Below are 16,696 nucleotides of genomic sequence, written 5' to 3'. Positions count from 1 at the left end.
GGTGGGGGTGCGCGTGTTCGCGTGGCGCCGGGTGGGGGTCGGGGCCGCGCCGGGGGGTGTCCGTCCTCGGAACGTCGCGATGGGGTCTGACGCCGACTCACTGTGCGTTGACGCGACAACCGCTGCGAGCGGACACCCCCCGACACGGCCCCTGCTCGCCGTACGCGGGTGCGGGCGCGTCTCCGCTTGGCTGCGGTTCCATCCGGCCTCAGCGGCGCTGCGATTCACACGCCGTAGTACCTCCGCAACCGCTCCTGCGCCCCCTCGCCCGAGCCCACTCTGTCCAGGCCCAGCAGCGCCGCTCCCAGGACCGGGCTCGCCGTCACCACCTGGGGGGCCGCCTTCGGTGCGCGGTCGGTCAGCAGGTGTGCGATGTGGTCGTTCAGCCGGGCGTGCCGGGCCGCCAGGACGCCGCCGCCGAGGAGGACCGGTGCCGGTTCGTCCAGGAGGTCCAGGCGGGTCAGGGCGACCACGGCCATGGAGACCACCTCCTCGGCCTGGCGTTGGATGATCGTCCGGGCGATGGTGTCTCCGCCGGCGGCCGTGGCGAAGAGGGCGGGGGTCAGTTCGTGACGGCGGAGTGGGGGGATGAGCCCCAGGTGGAGCGCCTCGACGAGGGCGTACATGGAGGGCAGGGCGAAGTGGGCGGGGAGGGTGTGGGAGAGGGCGGTGGGGGCGCCGCGGCCGTCCTCCGCCCGGGACGCGTGCCAGAGGGCCTCCTCGGACAGGCCCCAGCCTCCGCCCCAGTCGCCGGAGACGCGGCCGAGGGCCGGGAAGCGGGCCGTGCGGCCGTCGGGGCGCATGCCCACGCAGTTGATGCCGGCGCCGCAGACGACCGCCATACCCCGGGGTTCGGTGACCCCGGCCCGCAGGATCGCGAAGGTGTCGTTGCGGACCGTCACCGTCTCGCCCCAGGCGCGTGCCCGCAGTGCGGAGGCCAGGCTCTGCTCCTCGACGGGAAAGTCGGCGTTCGCCGGGCAGGCCGAGACGTGTGTGACCGACGTGAGTTCCGCGGCGGTGAGGGCCCGCCCCACCGTTGCCGCGAGGGTGTCCATCGCTGTGCCGATGCCCACGGCCGGGGGGCGGAAGCCGCCTCCGCGTGCCGTGGCGAGGACGTCCCCGCCCGCCGTGACGATCGCGACGTCCGTCTTGCTGTTGCCCGCGTCGATCGCGAGGACACGTGCGGTCACGCCCACGCGAGGTGCTCCCGGTTGTGTGCGATCAGCCGGTCGGTGAGCGTCTCGGCGTACCCGTACTGGCCGACCAAGGGGTGGGAGAGGAGGGCGCGGAAGACGCGGTTCCGGCCGCCGTGCAGGGCGGCCCGGAGGGCCAGGTCCTCATAGGCCGTGACGCCCGCCATCAGGCCCGCGAACAGCGGGTCCACCGCCGGTACGGGCAGTGGCGACGCGCCCTTGGCCCCCACCGCCGCCTGGACTTCGATCACGGCGTCGTCGGGGAGGAACGGCAGCGTGCCCCGGTTGTACGTGTTCACCACCTGGTACGGCGAACCGACGCCGCCCAGCAGGGCCGCCACCAGGTCCACCGCCGCCTCCGAGTAGAAGGCACCGCCCCGCTGGGCGAGCAGCTCCGGCTTCTCGTCCAGGGCCGGGTCGGCGTACATCGTCAGCAACCGGCTTTCCATTGACGCCACTTCGGCCGCGCGGGGCGGCTTCGTGCGCGCTTCCGCGACCACCTCGTCGTGCGTGTAGTAGTAGCGCAGGTAGGAGGAGGGGACCACGCCCAGGGTGTCCAGCAGGGAGCGGGGCAGGCGGAGGTCCGCCGCGATCGTGTCGCCGTGCTCGCCCAGCAGTTTCGGCAGGACGTCCTCGCCCTCCGGGCCGCCGAGGCGTACGGCGGTCTCCCAGGTGAGGTGGTTCAGGCCCACGTGGTCCAGGTGGATCCCGGCAGGTTCGGTGGCCAGCAGGGCCGCGAACTTGCGCTGGAGGCCGATCGCCACGTTGCACAGGCCCACCGCCTTGTGACCCGCCTGGAGCAGGGCGCGGGTCACGATGCCCACCGGGTTCGTGAAGTCGATGATCCAGGCGTGGGGGGTGGTACGGCGGACGCGGTCCGCGATGTCCAGGACGACCGGGACCGTGCGCATCGCCGGCGCCGCCGGTCCAGCCGCGGTGCAGCCGGCCGCCGAGGACCAGGGCGGCGCCCAGGCCCTCCTGGTTCCACAGGGACGGCCCGTCGCCGTCCGGACACACCGGAGGGCGGTGCCCGGCCGAACCGGACACCGCCCTCTGCGTACGCGGGGGTGCTGCTACTTCGTGGTGCTGGTCGGCGCGGGGGGAGTGAGCGGCGACGCCGCCGCCGACTGCGGGGACCCCGTGTTGGCGTACACCGACGGCGCGGCCATGCCCGCCGTCGGGTCGACGGGCTGTTCCTCCACCGGGGCGGTGGCTCCGCCGACGATCCGGATGCCCGCCGCGTCGAAGGCGCGCTTGACGCGCCAGCGCAGCTCGCGCTCCACGGTCAGGGACTTGCCGGGCATCGTCTTGGCGGTGACGCGCACGACCATGGAGTCCAGCAGCACGCTGTCCAGGCCGAGGACCTCGATCGGGCCCCACAGCAGTTCGTTCCAGGGCTCCTCGGCGCTCATCTTCTCGGCGACCTCGTCCAGGGTGGCCTTCACCTTGTCCAGGTCCTCGCCGGAGTGGACGGTGACGTCGACGTTGGCCGTGGCCCAGCCCTGCGAGAGGTTGCCGATGCGTTTGACCTCGCCGTTGCGGACGTACCAGATCTCGCCGCCGTCGCCGCGCAGCTTGGTCACGCGCAGGCCGACCTCGATCACCTCGCCGGAGGCCACGCCCGCGTCGATCGTGTCGCCGACGCCGTACTGGTCCTCAAGGATCATGAAGACGCCGGACAGGAAGTCCGTGACGAGGTTGCGGGCACCGAAGCCGATCGCCACACCGGCGACACCGGCCGAGGCCAGCAGCGGGGCGAGGTTGATCTGGAAAGTGCCCAGGATCATCAGCGCGGCGGTGCCGATGATCAGGAACGACGCCACCGAACGCAGCACCGAGCCGATGGCCTGCGAGCGCTGTCGCCGGCGCTCGACGTTCACGAGCAGGCCGCCGAGCGCACTGCCGTCGACGGACTGGACGGTCCGGTTCATGCGGTCGATCAGCTTGGTGATCGCCCGGCGTACGAAGACCCTCAGCACCGCGGCTATCACCACGATGAGCAGGACTCTCAGCCCGATCGCGAGCCACGTCGACCAGTTCTGCTCGACCCAGCCGGCGGCGTTCGTCGCGCTCTCCTGTGCGTCCTGGAGCGAAGGCACTCTCGGGGACTGGGTCTCCGAGGGGGTCGGCGACGGTGACGGGTCGGCGGCCATCAGGACGGCGTCCGCGAGGGACAGGGACACGGCAGGTACCTCCAGGTGCAGCGGTCCGCCCCGGTGCGGTGATTCAGGGGGTCAAGGTCACGGCAGGGTCACCGAAGGGGCAGAACCACCACACTAACGGGGCATTGTGTGTGCTCTCGCGGAATGTGTGAAGGAGAGACCGTGCTCACCTGGGCTTGAACAGGCCATGATCCGGGGGATGAATGGGATGTGGTCGAAAACACTCCCAGCCCGTTACGGGGACATGGTGGCGCTTCCACCAGGCATGAGGGGAGACTGGCTACGAATCGTCCCGGCGCGAGCCACGCGCCGCCGGCGTCCAAGGAGGCATCCGTGCCGCATGTCCTGGTCCTCAACGCGTCGTACGAGCCGCTAGGCGTCGTACCGCTCCGCCGCGCGCTCGTCCTCGTCCTCGAGAACAAGGCCGTCTGCCTCGAGGAGTCCGGCGCCTATCTGCACAGCGCGACCGTCACAGTCCCCGCACCCAGCGTGGTCCGGCTCAAGCGATTCGTCCGGGTTCCCTATCGGGGGCCCGTTCCTCTGACCCGCCGGGCGCTGTTCGCCCGCGACGGGGGCCGGTGCATGTACTGCGGTGGTGTCGCAACCAGCGTCGACCACGTCATCCCGCGCAGTCGCGGGGGCAAGCACGTCTGGGACAACGTGGTGGCGTCCTGCCGTCGCTGCAACCACGTGAAGGCCGACCGGCACCTCTTCGAGATCGGCTGGCGGCTGCGCCACAAACCCGCCCCGCCGTCGGGCCTGGCCTGGCGCATCATCGGGACCGGCCACCGGGATCCGCGCTGGCTGCCGTACTTGCAGCCGTTCGGCGCGGACGACGCCATGGCCCGGATCGACGGCATTTCCGCCTGACGAGGATCCGGGCCTTCGTAGTGCCGCATGCGTGAGAGCCGGCCCCGGGGGTCCCCTGTTCCCCCGGGGCCGGCCGGTCATGGGCCGGCCGTCGCGGCGCTCACGCGTACCGCAGCTCCGCCGGCCGCACCGAGCGGCCCAGCAGCGGCAGCGAGGTCGCCGCGGCGAGCAGGCAGCCGGCGTAGACGGCGACGGGCACCAGGGCCGCCGCCCAGGGGAACGGGTGACCGGTGAGCAGCGTGTACGAGGCGGCGACGGCCGTCCCGCCCAGGCCCGCGAGCAGTACCGCCGGTGCCAGCGGCAGCGCGGTCTCCAGCAGCAGGGCCCGGCCGAGGACCGCGCGCGGCACCCCGGCGGCGACCTGCGCGGCCAGACCGCGGCGGCGGGTGGCCAGGGACTCGGCCGTGCCGACGGCGAGGCCCGACAGTGTGATCGCGAGAGCGACCGCGAGGGCGACGCCGGTGAGGTCGAGGCCGGTGGTGTAGTAGTCCTGGCTCGCGGAGAGCTGCTTGCCGGAGCGCACCTCGGCGAGGAGCACCGCGCGCACGCCCATGAAGCCGCCGCCGGCGACCGTCACCAGCAGCACCGCCGCGTGCGTACGGGCAGCGGCCCACGGGTCGTCGCGCAGCCGTTCCGCCGCGATCAGCGCCTGCGCCGACCGGGCCCGGGCGGCGAGGACCCGTCCGGTCACCTTGGCCGTGGCCCCGGAGAGCCACACCGCGCCCGCGCCGACCGCGAGGACCACGCCCACCGTCATCAGCGGCGCCCCGGCGTGCGGCCGGTTGGCGGAGGCCGCGGACGTGGCGAGCACGGCGACCAGGGTCACCACCCCGACCAGCACGACCCCCGCCAGGAACAGCAGCCCCGGACCCCGCCCGGAGCGCGGCCCGATCCGGCGCACCCAGCCGAGGGGCGAGGCCACCACCCGGCGCAGCGCCAGCGCGCTGGCCGCCGCGCCCAGCAGCGGTACGCCGACCGCGACCAGGACGATCCCCGCCCAGGCCAGGGCGGTCGGACGGTCCCACAGGCGCAGCAGGAACAGCACGGCGAAGACGGTGGCGACCGCCGAGCCCAGCAGACAGGCCAGGCCGGTCTCCAGCGCGGCGATCCGCCGTACCTGCCAGGCCGTCGCCCCGGCCAGCCGCAGCCCGGCCAGCCGCCGGTCGCGGTGCACCGCCCCGATGCGGGCGCACTGGCCGAGGAACCCGAGCACGGGCACGAGCAGGAGCATCAGGCCGGCGATCACGCCGGACCGCGTGCCCGGCTGGTTCAGCAGGCCCGCGGCCACGGGCACGTTGTACTGGCCGCGCAGCGACGCCAGGGCGACGGCGGCCAGGGCGAACCCGGTCGCGAGCGCCGCCCCCGTCGCCGTGAGGGTCACGCGCCACCACTCGCCGCGGTCGGAACCGCGGGTGAGTTCCCAGGCGAGACGCAGATCGGCCTTCAGTGACGTCACGCCGTCACCCCCAGCGCCGTCACGGCCCCGTCCCGCAGCTGGACCTCGCGGTCCGCGTACGCGGCCACCTGGGCGTCGTGCGTGATCAGCAGGACGGCCGTGCCCGTCTCACGGGCCGTGTGGACGAGGGCCGTCATGACCTGCTCGCCGGCCAGGGAGTCCAGCGCGCCCGTCGGCTCGTCGGCGAAGACCACCCTCGGGCCGGTGACCAGGGCCCGGGCCAGTGCGGCCCGCTGCGCCTGGCCGCCGCTCAGCTCGCCCGGCCGCTGGTCCTCCTGGCCCCGCACCCCGAACCGCTCCAGCCACTCACCGGCCCGCGCCCGGGCCTCCGCCCGGCCGGTGCCCGCCAGCAGCAGGGGCAGGGCGGCGTTGTCCAGGACCGTCAGCTCGGGGATGAGCTGCCCGAACTGGAACACCACGCCGAACTCGGTGCGCCGCAGTTCGCTCAGCCGCTTCTCGGGCAGGTCCTCCAGCCGCCGGCCGTCGTAGGTCACCGAGCCGGCGTCCGGGCGGACGATGCCGGCCAGGCAGTGCAGCAACGTCGACTTCCCGCTGCCGCTCGCGCCGGTCACGGCGAGGATCTCGCCGGCGTGCAGTTCGACCGAGGCGCCGCGCAGGGCGGGGGTCCGGCCGTGCGCCTTGGTGAGACCGGCGGCCGTGAGAAGGGGCACGGGTCTGCTCATGCTGCGTCGACCTCCGCGGTCAGGGTGGTGAGCCGGGCCGCCGTGGTGTTCATCCAGCGGAGATCGGCGTCGAGGTGGTTGAGGGCGTAGTCCGCCGAGAGCACGGTCGCGAGGTCGGCTCCCCTGGCGGCCTTGACCGCCGTGAGTTCGCGCATGCGCTCCATGTGCGCGGCGCGCTGGGCGCTCAGGTACCGGGCCGGGTCACCGCCCGAGAGGATCGCGACCACGACCTTGGCGAAGATCTCGTTCGCCACGAAGGGCGCGGGCGCCGCGGTCTCCCCGGCCCACCGGGCCAGTTCGCGTGCCCCCTCGTCGGTCGTCCGGTACGCCGTGCGCTCCGGGCCGCCGTCCGAGCCGGTGCCGTCGACCTCGGCGAGGCCGTCCCGCACGAGGCGCTGCAGGGTCGTGTAGACCTGCCCGTAGGCCAGTGGGCGGGCCTGCGGAAAGCGTTCGTCGTGGCGTCGCTTGAGGTCGTAGCCATGGCTCGGACCCGTCGCGAGCAGGCCCAGCAGGATGTGGCGGGTGCTCATGGCGATCATTATGTACTGAGTACATGTACTGAGTGAATAGTGATCGCCGGAGAATCTTTCGGCCGATCGCCGCGAAGCTCACTCGGAGACGGCGTACGCCTCCGCCGACCACAGCGAATACCCGTACTGCGTCGCCCGCCCGTCACCCTGCACGCGCACGAAACGCACGTCCCGCTCGTCCATCGGGACGCTCTCCCGGCCGCCCCCGCTGTCCCGCACCGTCGCGGCGGTGCGCCAGCGGCGGCCGTCCGGCGAGACCTGGACGCGGTAGGACGAGGGGTGGGCGTCCTGCCAGTGCAGCGCGACCCGGCCCAGCCGCGCCGGGCGGTCCAGCTCGACCTGCCACCAGGCGCCGTCGTCGACCGGCGACGACCAGCGGGTCTCCGGGTCGCCGTCGTTCGCCGCCGACGCGGGGAAGTCGGGCGTCTCGTCGGCCGAGGAACGGGCGGTGCCGGAGCGGGCCAGGTCGGGGCCGCCGGTGGGCGGGACGGCGCGGACGGTGAGGGTGCGGTCCGCTCCCGCGAACGCCAGCCGGACCTCGTACGACCGCAGGGGGGCACCGCGCTCCACGCTCACCTCGACCGGGACCTCCACCGTCGTGCCGCGCCGCACGGTCAGCTCGCCCTTCGGCACCCGGACCCGCACGCCCGCGGGTGCGTCAGCGGTGAGCCTGCCGCGGGCGTCGGCGGGGCGCAGCGAGCCGAGCCGGGCGGTCAGCCGCTCGGTCCGCCCGGTCGCGACGTCCGCCCGGTCGCGGGGCAGACCGAGGGAGGCGGCGGGGGCCTCGGCGAACCAGGGGACGAGGTGGTGGACGCGTGTCGGGGCGGGGCCGGTGACCCGCAGGGCGTCGGCGCGGGCCGCCGGCCGCACTTCGGTCGCCCCGGACCGGTCCAGCCGGCCTGCCGCCCGCCAGCCCTGCCCCGGCACGTGCACCTCGACGACCCCCGCGGTGCCCGGCTCGGTCAGGGCCGTCACGGCGGTCAGCGCCCGCGCCTGCGGGAAGCGCAGGGTGCGGCCGTCACCGGGATTGCGGGGCGGCTCGTGGCGGATGCCCGACCAGGCCGCGTACGACTTCTGCGCCCGTTGCAGAAAGGGGTCCAGCACGTCCGTGCCGACCTCGACCGGCGCCGACTCCAGCCGGGCCCGCAGCGTGCCCAGCCTGCGGTACGCGCTCCAGGCCGCCGCCGCGTCCCCGGCATGCTGCGCGTCCAGCATGCCGAGCGCGACCGTGCCCGCTTCCCCGTAGGAAGCCAGCTGCTGCGCCCAGGGGGCGACCTCTGCGCCGAGGCCGGTTCCCGACAGGCGCCGGGGCAGCTCGCGCAGCACGGTGAAGGCCTCCCGCAGCCGCCGCGCGGCCTCGCGGCCGGTACCGGTCCCACCTGCCGGGCCGGACGCCCAGTACGCCTCGGTCAGCGGGCGCAGATACGCCGACTCCCCGTCGTCCAGGACCGACGAGGCGTCGTTGCCGGCGAGCGCGGCCAGGGCCTGCTCGCGGCGCCGGTCCCCGCCCGCGAGGTCGGCGATCGCGGCACGCCAGGACTCGTCGGGCCGGTAGGCGCGCGGGTTCCAGGCGTAGTCGGCGGCGGTGAACAGCGGGATGCGGGAGGCCTCCGGCTGCTGCATGGCGTTGGCGAGCAGGGCGGCCGAACCGGTCGCGACGGCCGGCTCACGGCCCCGGTACGGGCCGAGGAACAGGCGGCCGGGTGCGTAGTCGTTGACCGGGTAGTTGTCCATGGTGACCAGCGGATGCCCGAACGCCTCGCGCGCGTCGGCCAGTTCGCCGCCCGTGATGGTGCGGGGCACCACCCCGACGCCCGTCCAGGCCACCTCGACGGGCGCGGCCAGCTCGTTCGCCAGCGCGCGCCGGTAGTCGGTCGTGCCGTCCTCGTAGTACTCGGTGGGCATCAGGGAGAGCCGGGCGGCGCCGGGGTGCCGCCGCGCCAGGTGCCGGGCCACCGCGTTCGCCACGCGGGCCTGCGCCCGCGCCGCCGCCTCGGGGCCCGAGCCGAACCGGTCGGCGTCCTCCCCGCAGTGCCACTCGCTGTAGCTGACGTCCTGGAACTGGAGCTGGAACGCCTGGAAACCGAGCGCCCACATCGCGTCCAGCTTGCGCGTCAGCGCCCGCACGTCGGTGTCCGAGGCGAAGCACATCGCCTGGCCGGGGGCCACCGCCCAGCCCAGCGACACGTGGTTGCGGCGGGCCCGCTCGGCCAGCTCCCGGAACCGGGCCCGCTGCTGCGCCGGGTAGGGCTCACGCCAGCGGGCCTGCCGGTAGAGGTCCTCGCCGGGGGCGTACAGGTAGCGGTTCTGCTTGGTGCGCCCCATGAAGTCGAGCTGCGCCAGCCGCTGCCGGTGTGTCCAGGCGGTGCCGTAGAAGCCCTCGGTGATGCCGCGTACGGCGGTGCCGGGCCAGTCGCGGACGACGGCCGACGTGATGCCGCGGCCGGGCCGCAGGAGCTGCCGCAGTGTCTGCGCGGCGTGGAAGAGGCCGTCCTCGCCGGTACCGGTGAGGGAGATGCCGCCCTGGCCCACGGAGAGCTCGTACCCGCCGGAGGGCAGGGCGTGGCGGTCGCCCGGGCGGACGGGCTCGGTGCGTGCGTGCACGACCAGGGCGCCCGGCCCCGCCGTGTCCGTGATCCGGCGCGCTCCGGCCTGTCGCAGCAGCTCGCGCAGGGTCTCGACCGCATGGGGGTCTGCGTGTGCGTCGGTGATCAGGGCGACCTCGTCGGGCACCGCGACCGGGGCGCCGTTGGCGCGCAGCGACTGCGGGCGCGGCCAGAGGGAGAGGTCCGGTCCGGCGGTGTCGGGGGCCGGTGCCGCTGTCGTGCCCGGGGGAGAGGGAGCCGCCATGGCGGCGGGCGGGGCGACGAGGCTCCCGGCGACGACGGCGACCACGAGGGCCACGGTCCGCTTCCCACGCCGCAGTCCCACAGGCCCCCTCCAGATGCGTTCGACCGGCGGAACGAGCCCACCACCCCTCCGGCGGGGTGTCAACGAGAGTGGCCGTTGCGCCCGGAATGCCGGAATCTTGACTGTGTGGAGGGGAGTGGAATGTGAGCAGAAGCACGATGTCGGGTCCAGGGCGTCTGCCTTCGCGTCGACTGGGTAGGGCTGCGATGACCCGTTGAAGTCCCACCCGACAAGGAGGCCCCCGTGGCTGCGATGACTTTCCTTCCGCTCCCGGCCCAGTCCAAACCCGTGGCGGACCCGTCCGCCGACCTCGACGACACCCACCACGACGACCCGCGTTACTGCGTTTTCAGCTCCGAGAGCACCCACACCGAACTGCCGCTGACCAGCGAGCCCCCGCTGCCCGACGCCGAGCCCCTCACCAGTGAGCCGCCGCTCGCCGAAGCCGCCCCCCTGACCAGCGAGCCCCCGGCCTTCGTCCCGGACTTCACGAGGATGTAGATGACCGCACCCCGGCCGGCCGACCCGCCCTCCGAGGACCTGTCCCGCCTCGCCGTCCTGCACGGCGTCGCCACCTCCTACAGTCCGTCCCCGGACCGGTCGGTCGCGGCCTCGGCCACCGCGGTCACCCTGACCCTGGCCGCCCTCGGCGTGGACGCGAGCACGCCCGGCGCCGTCCGCGCCGCGCTCGCGGCCCGCGAGGGGGAACTCGCCGAACGGCTGCTGCCGCCGACCGTGGTCGGCTGGAGCGGCAGCCCCCCGGCCGCCCTGGCGGCGCTCCCCGAGGGGACCCGGCTGCGCATCGACACCGAGCAGGGCGAGAGCCGCACCGAGGTGGACGGCCTCCCGCCCGGCGTCCACCGCCTGACCGCCACCACCCCCGACGGCCGCACGGCCACCGCCCACCTGGTCGTCGCCCCGCCCCGCCTGCCCGCCCCGCCCGGCCGCTCCTACGGACTGCTCGTCCAGCTCTACTCCCTGCTGTCCCGCCGCTCCTGGGGCATGGGCGACCTCGGCGACCTCGCCGAACTGGCCGGCTGGGCCGGGCGATCGCTCGGCGCCGGATTCATCCAGGTCAACCCGCTGCACGCGGCCGTGCCGGGAGCCCCCACCGATCCCTCCCCCTACCGTCCCTCCTCGCGCCGCTTCCCCGACCCCGTGCACCTGCGCATCGAGGACGTCCCCGAGGCCGCCTACGTACGGGACCCCGAGCGCCTGCGCGCCCTGCTGGAGAGCTCCGGCCGGCTGCGCGAAGCGGTGCTGCGGCAGGACGCCTTGATCGACCGGGACGCCGTGTGGGAGCTCAAGCGGGAGGCGCTGGAGCTGCTCGGCGAGGTCCCCCTCGGACCCGGCCGGCGCGCCGCCTACTGCGACTTCCTCGCGGCACAGGGCCAGGCCCTGGAGGACCACGCCACCTGGTGCGCGCTCGCCGAGGTGCACGGCTCGGACTGGCACCGCTGGCCGACGGGCCTGCGCGACCCGCGTTCGGCCGAGACCGCCCAGGCCCGCAACGGACTCATGGACCGGGTCGACTTCTGGTCCCGGCTCGCCTGGCTCACCGACACCCAGCTGACCGCCGCGCAGCGCGCCGGACGCGAGGCCGGCATGCCGGTCGGGATCGTGCACGACCTCGCGGTCGGCGTGCACCCCGGCGGCGCCGACGCCTGGGCGCAGCAGGAGTACTTCGCCTCCGGCATGTCGGTGGGCGCCCCGCCGGACGCCTTCAACGCCCGCGGCCAGGACTGGGGCCTGCCGCCCTGGCGGCCCGACCGGCTGGCCGCGTCCGGCTACGCCCCGTTCCGCGAGCTGCTGCGCGCCCTGTTCCGCTACGCGGGAGCGCTGCGCATCGACCACGTCATGGGCCTGTTCCGCCTCTGGTGGGTCCCCCGGGGCCACCCGCCCACCGAGGGCACCTACGTCCGCTACGACGCCGAGGCCATGCTCGCCGTCCTCGTCCTGGAGGCCTCCCGGGCCGGGGCGCTGGTGATCGGCGAGGACCTCGGCACCGTCGAGCCCGGCGTGCGGGAGACGCTGCGCGAGCGCGGGGTGCTCGGCACGTCCGTGCTGTGGTTCGAGCGCGACTGGGACGGCGACGGCCACCCCCTGCCGCCCGGCAGCTGGCGCGCCGACTGCCTGGCCACCGCCACCACCCACGACCTGCCCTCCACGGCCGCCCGCCTGACCGGCGAGCACGTCGAGCTCCGCGACAGCCTGGGGCTGCTGACCCGCCCCCTGGAGGAGGAGCGCGCCGAGGCCGCCGCCGACGCGGGGGAGTGGCTGTCCGTGCTGTCCCGGCTCGGCCTGCTGCAGGGCACCGGCGGCGGCAGCGACACCTCCTCGGAGGAGGCGCAGATCCAGGCCGTCCACCGCTTCCTGCTGCGCACCCCGGCCCGCATGGTCGGCGTCTGGCTCCCCGACGGTGTCGGCGACCGCCGCCCGCAGAACCTCCCGGGGACCTGGGACCAGTACCCGAACTGGCGGCTGCCGATCGCGGACGCACAGGGGCGGCCCGTGACGCTGGAGGACCTCGCGGCCTCTCCCCGGCTGCACGCCCTGATGGAGGTGCTCAGGGAGGGCGGCGCATGAGCCGGGGGCTCTCAGGGGTCCTTACGGCACCCCGGGCGCGCGGGCCCGGTCGGCGTTGGATATTTTGACACCGTGGACAAGAAGAACGCCCTGCGCGCCGGCGCCCTGGCAGCCGGTACGACGCTGATGATGCTGCTCATGTCGTCCCCCGCGAGCGCGCTCACCCGCGACGACGGTGACGACCCCGGCCCGGGCCTGAGCGTCATCGAGACGCTGGGCCTCTTCGTCGTGGCCCCGATCGTGCTGTACCTGGTCATCGCCGGTCTGGTGATGGTCGGCGACAAGACGCACAAGAAGAAGGACCCGACCAGCTCCAACATCGCCACCAAGGCCGAGGCGAAGAGCGAAGTCAAGGCCTGATCAGCGTTCCTCTTCGAAGGGCGTCGTCGCGAGCACCGCGACGGCGCCCTCGTTGTCGTCAGGGCCTCTCCGTCCCCGCCAGCAGTTCCCGCAGGAGGCCGGCCAGGAGGGCGGCCCGTTCCGCGTCCAGGGCGGACAGGGCCTCCGTCTGGACGGCCAGGCCCGCCGCGACCGCCTCGTCGACCACTTCGAGGCCCTTGTCGGTGAGCGTGACACGCAGCCCGCGCCGGTCGTGCGGATCCGGCGAGCGGCGCAGCAGCCCCGCACGCTCCAGCTTGTCCAGCCGCCCCGTCATGCCGCCGGTCGTGAGCATCAGCGTCGCGGACAGCTGGCGGGGAGAGAGCGTGTAGGGCTCCCCGGAGCGGCGCAACGTCGCCAGGACGTCGAACTCCCCGCGTGAGATCCCGAACCTGGCGTACGCCTTCTCCATCCGCTCACCCATCGCGAGCGAGAGCCGGCCGACCCGGCCGAAGACCTCCATGGCGGCGGTGTCCAGGTCGGGCCGGACCGAGGCCCACTGCTCGATGATCGCGTCGACGGGGTCCTTGCGCTGCCCAGGGCGTTCGCTCATGGGACGAGTATCGGCCGCCGCTAGGTCACCCGCAAGAAAGTAGCTTGACGAAAAGTTGCTTAGCAGTAAGCTACTTTCTGCTGACCTGATCAGAAGGGTGTCTGTCATGGCCCTCTCCCGCCCGGCCCTCATCACCCTCACCGCCCTCGCGCCCGTCTCCTGGGGCACGACCTACGCGGTCACCACCGAGTTCCTCCCGCCCGACCGCCCCCTGTTCACCGCCCTGGTGCGCGCCCTGCCCGCCGGTCTGCTGCTGCTCGCCCTGGCCCGGGTGCTGCCGCGCGGCGCCTGGTGGTGGAGGGCGGGGGTGCTCGGCGCGCTGAACATCGGCGCCTTCTTCCCGCTGCTGTTCCTCGCCGCCTACCGGCTGCCCGGCGGTCTGGCGGCGGTCGTCGGCTCGGCCGGCCCGCTGTTCGTGGCCGGGCTGTCCGCACTGCTGCTCGGGCAGCGGCCGTCGGCGCGCACGCTGGTGACCGGGGCCGTGGCCGCGTTCGGGGTCAGCCTCGTCGTGCTGCGGGCGGCCGGGGCGCTGGACACCCTCGGCCTGCTGGCGGCCGTCGCCTCCACGGCGTCGATGTCCACCGGCACCGTACTCACGAAGCGGTGGGGCCGCCCCGAGGGCGTCGGACCGCTGGCGCTGGCCGGCTGGCAGCTGACCGCGGGCGGCCTGCTCATCGCGCCGCTCGCCTTCCTCGCCGAGGGCGCCCCGCCGGCGCTGGACGGCCGTGCGGTCGGCGGCTACCTCTACCTCGCCCTCGCGAACACGGCCCTCGCGTACTGGCTGTGGTTCCGCGGCATCGGCCGCATGACCGCCACCCAGGTCACCTTCCTCGGCCCGCTCTCCCCGCTGACCGCGGCCGTCGTCGGCTGGGCGGCGCTCGGGCAGGCGCTGACGCCGGTGCAGCTGGTGGGCATGGGGCTGGCGTTCGGGGCGACGGTGGCGGGGCAGTTCGTGTCGCGGCCGTCGCGGGCGCTGAACCGCACGCGGCGGAACGTTCTCCCGAAGCCGACGGACGTGCGGGGCGCTGCGCTGCGATGATCGGTTCATGCGCGCGGCCCGGCTCCTCTCCCTCGTCCTCCTGCTGCAGAACCGGGGCAGGCTGACGGCCGGCGAGCTCGCCGACGAGCTGGGTGTCTCGACCCGGACCGTCTACCGGGACATCGACTCGCTGAGCAGTGCGGGCATACCGGTCTACGGGGACGCCGGGCACCGTGGCGGCTACCAGCTCCTCGGCGGCTACCGGACCCGGCTCACCGGACTGCACGCCGACGAGGCCGAGTCGTTGTTCCTGGCCGGGCTGCCCGGTGCGGCGGAGGACCTGGGACTGGGCGAGGTGCTCGCCGCGGCACAGCTGAAACTGGCCGCGGCGCTCCCGACCCCACTGCGGGACCGGGCCGGCCGGATCCGGGAGCGCTTCCACCTCGACGCTCTCGGCTGGTACCGGGAACAGGACTCCCCGCCCGCTCTCGTAGCGCTCGCCCATGCCGTGTGGAACCAGCGGCGCATCCGGGTGCGCTACCGCCGCTGGGCCGAGCCGCAGGAGGTCGAGCGCGAACTCGACCCCTACGGTCTGGTCCTCAAGGCGGGCGTCTGGTACCTCGTCGCAGCGGTGGACGGCACGGTGCGGACCTATCGGGTGTCGTCGATCCTCCGCCTCGACGTCCGGGAGGACGGCTTCGAGCGCCCCGACGGCTTCGACCTGACCGCCCACTGGCAGGACTACCTCACCGCCTACGACGCCCGCAGGCTGCGGCTTCAGGCCTCCGTCCGGATCGCTCCGGCGTTGCTCGCCGCACTGCCGGACCGCTTGGACGCGGCACTGGTCCGCGCCGTCGAGGAATCAGTGGGTCCGCCGGACGGGGACGGCTGGGTGACAGCGACGGTACCGCTGGAATCGGTCGACCTGGCGGTGCCCGCACTCCTGTCACTGGGGCCGGACATCGAGGTGCTCGCCCCCGAGGAGCTCCGCCGCAAGATCGCGGAGACGGCGGCGGCCGTGCTCGACCGGTACCGACCGGCAGACGCATCGGGCCGGGACGTGGCAGGCGACCTCAGCAGCAGTCCGGCGGACAGGGTGGCCGACAGTGCGAGGGCGGCGAGGACCCCGAAGCCGTAGCGCGTGTCACTGTGGTCGGTGACCATCGCGACCAGGAACATCACCCCGACCGTAGCCGCCAGCCCGCCACCGTTCGCCAGCCCGAACACCCTGCCCACCGAGGCGTCGTCGGCCGAGGCCATCAACATGGTGCGGGAGGCGATCCGGGCCTGCCCGAAGAAGAACGCACCCAGTGGCACCCCGATGACATACCCGGCGATCCCGAACTGCCCCTGAAACACCAGGCAGACATCGCAGAGCAGAAAGCCCACGACGGCGATGCGAAGGTCCGCACTGCGTCTGCTGACGATCCGGTAGGCACCGGCGGCCGCCAGGAAACCGAGGCTCCCCAGGGCATCCACCACACCGAACGTCCCTGCGCCCAGATGGAGTTCACCGATCACCGCGGTGGGCAGCAGAGCGTTGAAGACCGTGACGACCACGCTGCCCTGGGCGTAGAGCAGGATGAAGCGGCGCATGGGCAGCGGCCCGCGCGCAGCCGCCCGGACCGGTGCCTGCTCCCCGGCCACGGTGGCCGTCGGCACTCGGTCCGGGCAACGCCCCACCGCAGCGACGCAGAGCGCCGAGACCATGAAGGTCGCGGCGTTGAACACCAGCAGCGGCACGGCACCGAACGCCTGGACGCACAGCCCGCCGACAGTCGCCGACAGCAGCATCCCCGCCTGGGTCGCCATCTCGTAGCGGGCGTTGAACCGCCGCAGCCTGTCCGCCGGAATCCGTTCCTTGATCAGCGCGGAGCCGGCCGGGAAGAACAGGGCACCGACCATGGCGAGCGCCAGATTGGCGCTGTAGACCCCGGGTTCCGGGGCACCACCGCAGGCCAGCCACAGCGGCAGCCCGAGGGCCAGCGCCGCGCTGGTGACATCGCAGCCGATCCACAGGGCTCGCCGGTCGAAGCGGTCGGCCAGCCGGCCGAAGAACGGCGACAGCAGTGCCTGCGGCCCGGCGACGGCGATGAACAGCCAGCCGACGGCCATCATGGTCTGCTGCTCCCTGATCAGAAGCAGCGCTCCGACGACGATCTGCACGTTGTTACCGAGAGCGGTGGCGAAAGCAGCGGGCACGAGCAGCCGCTCGGCCCGGCGGGAGTGGTGGTTGAGGATCACGGCACCACTGTCCGGAGGTTCGCTGACATCTTGTGTCAGTGAAGTCGGCGCACAGAGGCTCACGTTGGGCGAGGGGGGAGCTCGTCGTCCGTCCGCGGTGGGTGCAGGGCGGACGAAGGGGCGCCCGGTGCACCGGACGCCCCTTCTGTCAC

The 16,696-nt window shown here is 74.0% G+C and carries 13 protein-coding genes and 2 pseudogenes; 6 read left to right on the top strand and 9 right to left on the bottom strand.

Going from position 1 to position 16,696, the window contains the following annotated elements; all coding sequences use genetic code 11:
• Positions 1–224 precede the first annotated feature (224 nt).
• From AB0F04_RS05430 to AB0F04_RS05420, 3 genes and pseudogenes are all read right to left on the bottom strand, one after another.
• The gene (locus tag AB0F04_RS05430) at positions 225–1,196 is read right to left on the bottom strand and encodes a BadF/BadG/BcrA/BcrD ATPase family protein (protein WP_362038006.1); all 972 of its coding nucleotides are present in this window, start codon (positions 1,194–1,196) and stop codon (positions 225–227) included.
• Positions 1,187–2,113 (bottom strand): annotated as a pseudogene (locus AB0F04_RS05425) (6-phospho-beta-glucosidase); the annotation flags it as partial. The gene AB0F04_RS05430 and the pseudogene AB0F04_RS05425, both read right to left, overlap by 10 nt.
• A gap of 153 nt (positions 2,114–2,266) precedes the next feature.
• Positions 2,267–3,370 carry a mechanosensitive ion channel family protein gene (locus tag AB0F04_RS05420; protein WP_362038676.1) on the bottom strand — a complete coding sequence of 368 codons (1,104 nt, stop codon included), beginning with the start codon at positions 3,368–3,370 and terminating at the stop codon, positions 2,267–2,269.
• A 318-nt stretch (positions 3,371–3,688) separates the two neighbouring features.
• On the opposite strand from AB0F04_RS05420, the gene AB0F04_RS05415 reads away from it, so the two are divergent.
• A complete protein-coding gene (locus AB0F04_RS05415; protein WP_030836042.1) occupies positions 3,689–4,225 on the top strand; it encodes an HNH endonuclease in 537 nt (178 codons plus the stop codon).
• 100 nt (positions 4,226–4,325) lie between these two features.
• Here AB0F04_RS05415 and AB0F04_RS05410 read toward each other — a convergent pair whose 3' ends face one another.
• The 4 genes from AB0F04_RS05410 to AB0F04_RS05395 form a co-directional block, all read right to left on the bottom strand.
• On the bottom strand, positions 4,326–5,681 hold the full coding sequence (locus tag AB0F04_RS05410; protein WP_362038003.1) for an FtsX-like permease family protein: 1,356 nt from the start codon (positions 5,679–5,681) through the stop codon (positions 4,326–4,328).
• Positions 5,678–6,364 carry an ABC transporter ATP-binding protein gene (locus tag AB0F04_RS05405; protein WP_362038002.1) on the bottom strand — a complete coding sequence of 229 codons (687 nt, stop codon included), beginning with the start codon at positions 6,362–6,364 and terminating at the stop codon, positions 5,678–5,680. Before AB0F04_RS05405 ends, AB0F04_RS05410 begins: the two co-directional genes overlap by 4 nt.
• The gene (locus tag AB0F04_RS05400) at positions 6,361–6,894 is read right to left on the bottom strand and encodes a PadR family transcriptional regulator (RefSeq protein WP_362038000.1); all 534 of its coding nucleotides are present in this window, start codon (positions 6,892–6,894) and stop codon (positions 6,361–6,363) included. Before AB0F04_RS05400 ends, AB0F04_RS05405 begins: the two co-directional genes overlap by 4 nt.
• Before the next feature lie 78 nt (positions 6,895–6,972).
• The gene (locus tag AB0F04_RS05395) at positions 6,973–9,825 is read right to left on the bottom strand and encodes a beta-N-acetylglucosaminidase domain-containing protein (RefSeq protein WP_362037997.1); all 2,853 of its coding nucleotides are present in this window, start codon (positions 9,823–9,825) and stop codon (positions 6,973–6,975) included.
• Positions 9,826–10,047: 222 nt separating this feature from the next.
• Between AB0F04_RS05395 and AB0F04_RS05390 the strand changes: the two genes are divergently transcribed.
• From AB0F04_RS05390 to AB0F04_RS05380, 3 genes are all read left to right on the top strand, one after another.
• Complete coding sequence (locus AB0F04_RS05390) at positions 10,048–10,305, top strand: hypothetical protein (RefSeq protein WP_053671776.1); 258 nt, start codon at positions 10,048–10,050, stop codon at positions 10,303–10,305.
• Complete coding sequence (gene malQ / locus AB0F04_RS05385; protein ID WP_362037994.1) at positions 10,306–12,390, top strand: 4-alpha-glucanotransferase; 2,085 nt, start codon at positions 10,306–10,308, stop codon at positions 12,388–12,390.
• Between the two features lie 72 nt (positions 12,391–12,462).
• Positions 12,463–12,750 carry a hypothetical protein gene (locus AB0F04_RS05380; RefSeq protein ID WP_053671778.1) on the top strand — a complete coding sequence of 96 codons (288 nt, stop codon included), beginning with the start codon at positions 12,463–12,465 and terminating at the stop codon, positions 12,748–12,750.
• 58 nt (positions 12,751–12,808) lie between these two features.
• On the opposite strand, the gene AB0F04_RS05375 is transcribed toward AB0F04_RS05380, so the two are convergent.
• The gene (locus AB0F04_RS05375; protein WP_362037992.1) at positions 12,809–13,321 is read right to left on the bottom strand and encodes a MarR family transcriptional regulator; all 513 of its coding nucleotides are present in this window, start codon (positions 13,319–13,321) and stop codon (positions 12,809–12,811) included.
• Positions 13,322–13,427: 106 nt separating this feature from the next.
• On the opposite strand from AB0F04_RS05375, the gene AB0F04_RS05370 reads away from it, so the two are divergent.
• Together AB0F04_RS05370 and AB0F04_RS05365 are read left to right on the top strand one after the other, a co-directional pair.
• Positions 13,428–14,360, top strand: coding sequence for an EamA family transporter (locus AB0F04_RS05370; protein WP_362037990.1), 933 nt, complete (start codon positions 13,428–13,430; stop codon positions 14,358–14,360).
• A 7-nt stretch (positions 14,361–14,367) separates the two neighbouring features.
• On the top strand, positions 14,368–15,438 hold the full coding sequence (locus AB0F04_RS05365; RefSeq protein WP_362037988.1) for a WYL domain-containing protein: 1,071 nt from the start codon (positions 14,368–14,370) through the stop codon (positions 15,436–15,438).
• 128 nt (positions 15,439–15,566) lie between these two features.
• On the opposite strand, the pseudogene AB0F04_RS05360 reads toward AB0F04_RS05365, so the two are convergent.
• Positions 15,567–16,466, bottom strand: a pseudogene (locus AB0F04_RS05360) (MFS transporter); the annotation flags it as partial.
• Between the last annotated feature and the right edge of the window lie 230 nt (positions 16,467–16,696).

Source organism: Streptomyces sp. NPDC029041 (assembly GCF_040637515.1).
GTDB lineage: Bacteria > Actinomycetota > Actinomycetes > Streptomycetales > Streptomycetaceae > Streptomyces.
Note: the sequence above shows the minus strand (reverse complement) of the source record. Positions and strands in the feature narration are given on the sequence as shown.